This is a genomic window from Micromonospora sp. CNB394, assembly GCF_000374985.1.
GTDB lineage: Bacteria > Actinomycetota > Actinomycetes > Mycobacteriales > Micromonosporaceae > Micromonospora > Micromonospora marina.
In genome coordinates this window covers 87740-92641 of sequence record NZ_KB895837.1, presented here as the reverse complement: position 1 = coordinate 92641, position 4902 = coordinate 87740, and the positions used below count along the sequence as shown (strand labels likewise).

At 73.7% G+C, this 4902-nt stretch carries 4 protein-coding genes; 1 reads left to right on the top strand and 3 read right to left on the bottom strand.

The features are described 5' to 3' along the window. Positions 1-5: 5 nt before the first annotated feature. The gene (locus C569_RS0116355; protein WP_026268234.1) at positions 6-1010 is read right to left on the bottom strand and encodes a class I SAM-dependent methyltransferase; all 1005 of its coding nucleotides are present in this window, start codon (positions 1008-1010) and stop codon (positions 6-8) included. A 161-nt stretch (positions 1011-1171) separates the two neighbouring features. After that, positions 1172-1936 carry a thioesterase II family protein gene (locus tag C569_RS0116350; RefSeq protein WP_231394813.1) on the bottom strand — a complete coding sequence of 255 codons (765 nt, stop codon included), beginning with the start codon at positions 1934-1936 and terminating at the stop codon, positions 1172-1174. Between the two features lie 295 nt (positions 1937-2231). On the opposite strand from C569_RS0116350, the gene C569_RS0116345 reads away from it, so the two are divergent. Continuing rightward, the gene (locus C569_RS0116345) at positions 2232-3869 is read left to right on the top strand and encodes an ABC-F family ATP-binding cassette domain-containing protein (protein ID WP_018786850.1); all 1638 of its coding nucleotides are present in this window, start codon (positions 2232-2234) and stop codon (positions 3867-3869) included. Positions 3870-3883: 14 nt separating this feature from the next. On the opposite strand, the gene C569_RS0116340 is transcribed toward C569_RS0116345, so the two are convergent. Beyond that, complete coding sequence (locus C569_RS0116340) at positions 3884-4900, bottom strand: sensor histidine kinase KdpD (protein ID WP_231394815.1); 1017 nt, start codon at positions 4898-4900, stop codon at positions 3884-3886. Positions 4901-4902: the final 2 nt, after the last annotated feature.

Sequence of the window (4902 nt, the reverse complement as noted above, 5' to 3'; positions counted from 1 at the left end):
CACGCTCACCGCGTCCTCGTCGCGACCGCGACGATCGCCATCCGGGGCACCTCGGCCACGAACTGCCCGTCGGCCCGGTAGACCAGCGGACGGGCCGGCACGTCGTCGCGGCCGAGCGCGGCCAGGTAGCCGGTGTGGTCGAAGTGGCGGGTCAGCAGCGCCCACACCTCGCCGTCGGTGAGCGTGGCGAGGAAGTCCCGCACCCCGTACATGTCGCCGACGTAGTCGCGCATGCCCGAGTAGGCGGACTCGGCGCTGCCGCCGCGCACGATCAGCGGGTCGTACAGGTCGACGACGCGTACCGGCAGCCCGGCCGCGTCGAACAGGCCGGTCAGCTCGGCGCGGCTGAAGTGCCGGTAGTCGTGGCCGCCGGCGGCGTGCGGGTGCACCACCTCGCCGAAGAACCCGGCCATCGGGCTGGACTCGTCGAAGTCGTGCAGCACGATCCGGCCGCCGGGGCGGACCACCCGGGCCGCCTCCGCCACCGCCTGCGGCCGCCGGTCCGCCGGGATGTGGTGCGTGCCGTACGCGAGCAGCACCGCGTCCACGCCGGCGTCGCGCAGGAACAGGAAGTGCGCGGCCTGGCGGACGGCGGGCAGGCCGTGCGCGAGCGCCTTGTCGACCATGTGGCCGGACAGGTCGCCGGTGATGAACGCGAGTTTGGACTCGAAGCAGGCGGACTGGCTGCTCGCGGCTCGGGCCACTGTGCCGTCACCGCCGAGCACGTCGAGGATGAGCGTCACCGGGGCGGCGGCGTCCGGGGTGGCCAGGTCCAGCAGCCGCCGCATGCCGGCCCAGCGGACGAGCGTGTCCCGCTGGGCCCGGCGGTAGGAATCGCCCCGGCCGGTGGTGTCGGTGTCGAACTCGCTGACCGTGCCGGCCAGTTCCGCCAGCGCCTCGTCAGCGCCCGGTCGCCCGAAGTCGAGCAGTTCGCGCAGTTGCGGGTGAAGGGTCGCCACGGTGTGCAGGTAGTCGCGCAGGGCCAGGGACGGAAGGTACGGCCGGCTCATGAACACCTCGGCGCACGCGACAGTATGCCGCCTCGTCAGCGACGTCCCTTCGGCGAACGGATGGCAGACTTTAACACCGCTTCTGGCCGGTTCACCAGGTCGAATACCGGACATTGTGGAAGGTCCGGTACGGGTACGAGTCCTTACCCGCTCTTTGTCGCCTAATCCGCCACAGCGGTGTGACTGGCGACGATGTGTCGCATTAGGTCGATGATTTCCGGCAGATGGTCGGAAAGGAAGAAATGCCCGCCGGGAAACACGTGCCGCAACGGCGCGGTGACACATTCCCGCGCCCACCCCGCGGCCCGGTCCGGGTCCACGTGTTCGTCCCGGTCGCCGAGCAGCACGTGCACCGGCACCACAAGCGGCGGCTCGGGCCGGTAGACGTACCGCTCGGACAGCGCGAAGTCGGCGCGTACAGCGGGCAGGACCAGCTCCATCAGGTCGCGGTCGGCCAGCAACGCGACCGGCGTGGCCCCGAAGTCCCGCAACGCCTCGACCAGACCGGCGTCGTCGAGGTCGTGCACGCGCCGCCGTACCAGCCGGGTCTGCGGCGCCTCCGCGCCGCCGACCAGCAACGCCAGCGGCGCGGGCGCACCCCGGCGGCGCAGCTCCCGGGTCACCTCGAACGCCACGAGCGCCCCCAGGCTGTGGCCGGCCAGCAGGAACGGCCCGGACGCCCGCTCGATGACGGCTGTCGCCAGCGCGTCCACCAGCTCCGGGAGGTCGTCCACCGGCGCCTCGTGCAACCGGGCGCCCCGGCCCGGCATCAACGCGACCTGCACCGACAGCTCCGGCGCGGCCAGTTCCTGCCACTGCGCGAAGGAGGCGGCGACACCACCGGCATACGGGAAGACGAACACCTGGGCGTCGCCGGTCGAGGACCCGGCCGGCCCGAACCAGCGACCCGCACTCACCTGGGACATGGCCAGGAGCATAGGGCGCGCGTCGGCCACGGGGTGGCCGCACGGACCGCTCCGGCACGCCCACGCCGGCACCGGCCGGTGCTACGGTGGACCCCGGGCGAGCCGGACGTGGCCGTCCGAGCGCGAAGACCGCACCGGGAGACCAGACATGGCGGGTGACGACGACATCTCCGGGTGAGACCGGACATGTGACCGACCGCAGGCGAGCGCCGTGGTCGTGTCGTCGTACCCGAGACCGTGTCCCCCGCCGGGCGGCTGTGGTCCGCCCGCCCTCACCTTCGAGGTCGTCTTCCCGATGTCCGACTCGTTCATCGTCTGCTCGAACCTGACCTTCTTCTGGCCGGACGACACCCCGGTGTTCCAGGGCCTCTCCTTCACCCTCGGCGGCGGCCGGACCGGACTGGTCGCGCCGAACGGCGCCGGCAAGAGCACGCTGCTCAAGCTGATCGCCGGCGAGTACCGCCCGTCCGCCGGGTCGGTCACCGTCGACGGCGTGCTGGGCTACCTCCCGCAGAGCCTGCCGCTGGCCGCCGACCTGACAGTGGCCGAGGTCCTGGAGATCGCCCCGCTGATCGCGGCGCTGCACGCCATCGAGGCCGGCGACGCCGACGAGAAGCACTTCACCACCATCGGCAACGACTGGGACGTCGAGGAGCGCACCCGCGCCCAGCTCGACCGGCTCGGCCTCGGCGACCTCGCCTTCGACCGGCGCCTGGGTACGCTCAGCGGCGGCCAGGTGGTCGCCCTCGGCCTGGCGGCGCAACTGCTCAAGCAGCCCGACGTGCTGCTGCTGGACGAGCCCACCAACAACCTCGACCTCGGCGCCCGGCACCGGCTCTACGACGTGCTGGAGCAGTGGCGCGGCTGCCTGCTGCTGGTCAGCCACGACCGGACGCTGCTGGACCGGATGGACCGCATCGCCGAACTGGACCGGGGCGAGATGCGGTTCCACGGCGGCAACTTCAGCGCGTACGAGGCGGCGGTGCGGGCCGCGCAGGAGGTGGCGGAGAAGAACGTCCGCAGCGCCGAGCAGGACCTCAAGCGGGAGAAGCGGGAGTTGCAGGAGGCCCGCGAGCGAGCGGCCCGGCGGGCCGGTAACGCCGCCCGCAACCTGGACAGCGCCGGCCTGCCGAAGATCGTCGCCGGGACCATGAAGCGCAACGCCCAGGAGTCCGCCGGACGGGCGAACGAGATGCACTCGGGACGGGTCGACGGCGCCCGGGCACGGCTCGACGAGGCCGAGCGGGCGCTGCGCAACGAGAAGACGATCGCGGTGGAACTGCCCGCCACCACGGTCCCGGCCGGACGCACGCTCCTGGCCGCCGAACGGGTCCGGGTCCGGCGTGGCGAACGGCAGGTGTTCGCCGACGACGGGATCGACCTGACGATCCGCGGCCCGGAGCGGATCGCCCTGCTCGGCGACAACGGTGCGGGCAAGTCCACGCTGCTGCGCCTGATCGACGGCGACCTGGAGCCCGAGAGCGGCCGGATCACCCGCGCCGACGGCCGGATCGCGTACCTGTCGCAGCGGCTGGACCTGCTGGACCTGGGCCGTACCGTGGCCGAGAACCTGGCCGCGTTCGCGCCGCAGGCCCCGGATGCGCAGCGGATGAACCTGCTCGCCCGCTTCCTGTTCCGCGGCCCGCGAGCGCACCTGCCGGCCGGGGTGCTCTCCGGTGGTGAGCGGCTGCGCGCCACGCTCGCCTGCGTCCTCGGCGCCGAACCGGCGCCGCAGCTCCTGCTGCTCGACGAGCCGACGAACAACCTCGACCTGGTCAGCGTCGCTCAGCTGGAGAACGCGCTCAACGCCTACCGGGGCGCGCTGTTGGTGGTCAGCCACGACGAGCGGTTCCTCGCCGCGATCGAGGTCGGTCGCTGGCTGCGCCTGGCGCAGGGACGCCTGGTGGAGACCGGCCCTCCGGACGCCGGCTGACCGGCAGGGCCCGGTCAGACCGCCGGCAGGCGGACGACGAACCGGCACCCGCCGGTGACGTTGTGCGCGTCAACCCGCCCGCCGTGCGCCTCGACCAGTCCGCGCACGATCGCCAGGCCCAGCCCGCCGCCGGCCGGCGCCGCCTCGTCGGCACCGGCCGGTGCGGGGGTACGGGCCCGGGTGCCCCGGAACGCCACGTCGAACACCCGGGGCAGGTCCGCCTCCGGGATGCCGCCGCAGGTGTCGGAGACGGCCAGCCACGCGTCGTCGTCGTCCCGGCCGGCGTCGATGCGCACCGTGCCGTCCGGCGGCGTGTACCGCACCGAGTTGACCAGCAGGTTCGTCACGACGCGGGCGAGTTCGGCCTCGGCGGCACGGACGGTCGGCCAGCCGGTCTCCGGGGCGACGACACGCACCCGCCGGTCGGCGGCCAGCGGCGCGGTGGCGGCGATCGCGTCGGAGACCACGTCGCCGAGCGGGACCGGGGACAGCGCGGGCCGCAGCGCTCCGGCGGTGATCCGGGACAGCTCGAACAGGTCGTCGACCAGCCGCGTCATCCGGTCCGTCTCGACCCGGATCCGGCGGTGGTACTCGGCCACCGCCGCCGGCTCGTCGACCACCCGGTCCTCCAGCGCCTCCGCCATCGCCCGCAGCCCGGCCAGCGGCGTACGCAGGTCGTGCGAGACCCACGCGACCAGCTCGCGGCGGCCGGCCTCCAGCTGCCGTTCCCGCTGCCGGGCCTGGTCGGCCCAGACCGCCGCCTGCGCCAGCCGGCGCGCGAACGCCACCCCGACGGCGAGGCTGACCGCCGCGGACGCCGCCACCGTCACGAGGACGACCTGGAGGTCGTGCGCGGACAGGAACATGGCCTGGGCGACGGCCGTGACGCCCGCCGTCACCGAGGCGATCGTGACCGCCAGCAGCACCGCGATGTGCGCGAGGATCGACCGGTGGCGCACCAGCCGCAGCGCGCCCACAGCGAGCGCGCCGACGGCCGCACCGGCGAGGAGGGCGTAGAGCCCGATGACCATCA

Coding starts and splice junctions, on each gene's coding strand:
- C569_RS0116355 (WP_026268234.1), bottom strand. CDS start 1,010: ATGAGCCGGCCGTACCTTCCGTCCCTGGCCCTGCGCGACTACCTGCAC.
- C569_RS0116350 (WP_231394813.1), bottom strand. CDS start 1,936: ATGTCCCAGGTGAGTGCGGGTCGCTGGTTCGGGCCGGCCGGGTCCTCG.
- C569_RS0116345 (WP_018786850.1), top strand. CDS start 2,232: ATGTCCGACTCGTTCATCGTCTGCTCGAACCTGACCTTCTTCTGGCCG.
- C569_RS0116340 (WP_231394815.1), bottom strand. CDS start 4,900: ATGGTCATCGGGCTCTACGCCCTCCTCGCCGGTGCGGCCGTCGGCGCG.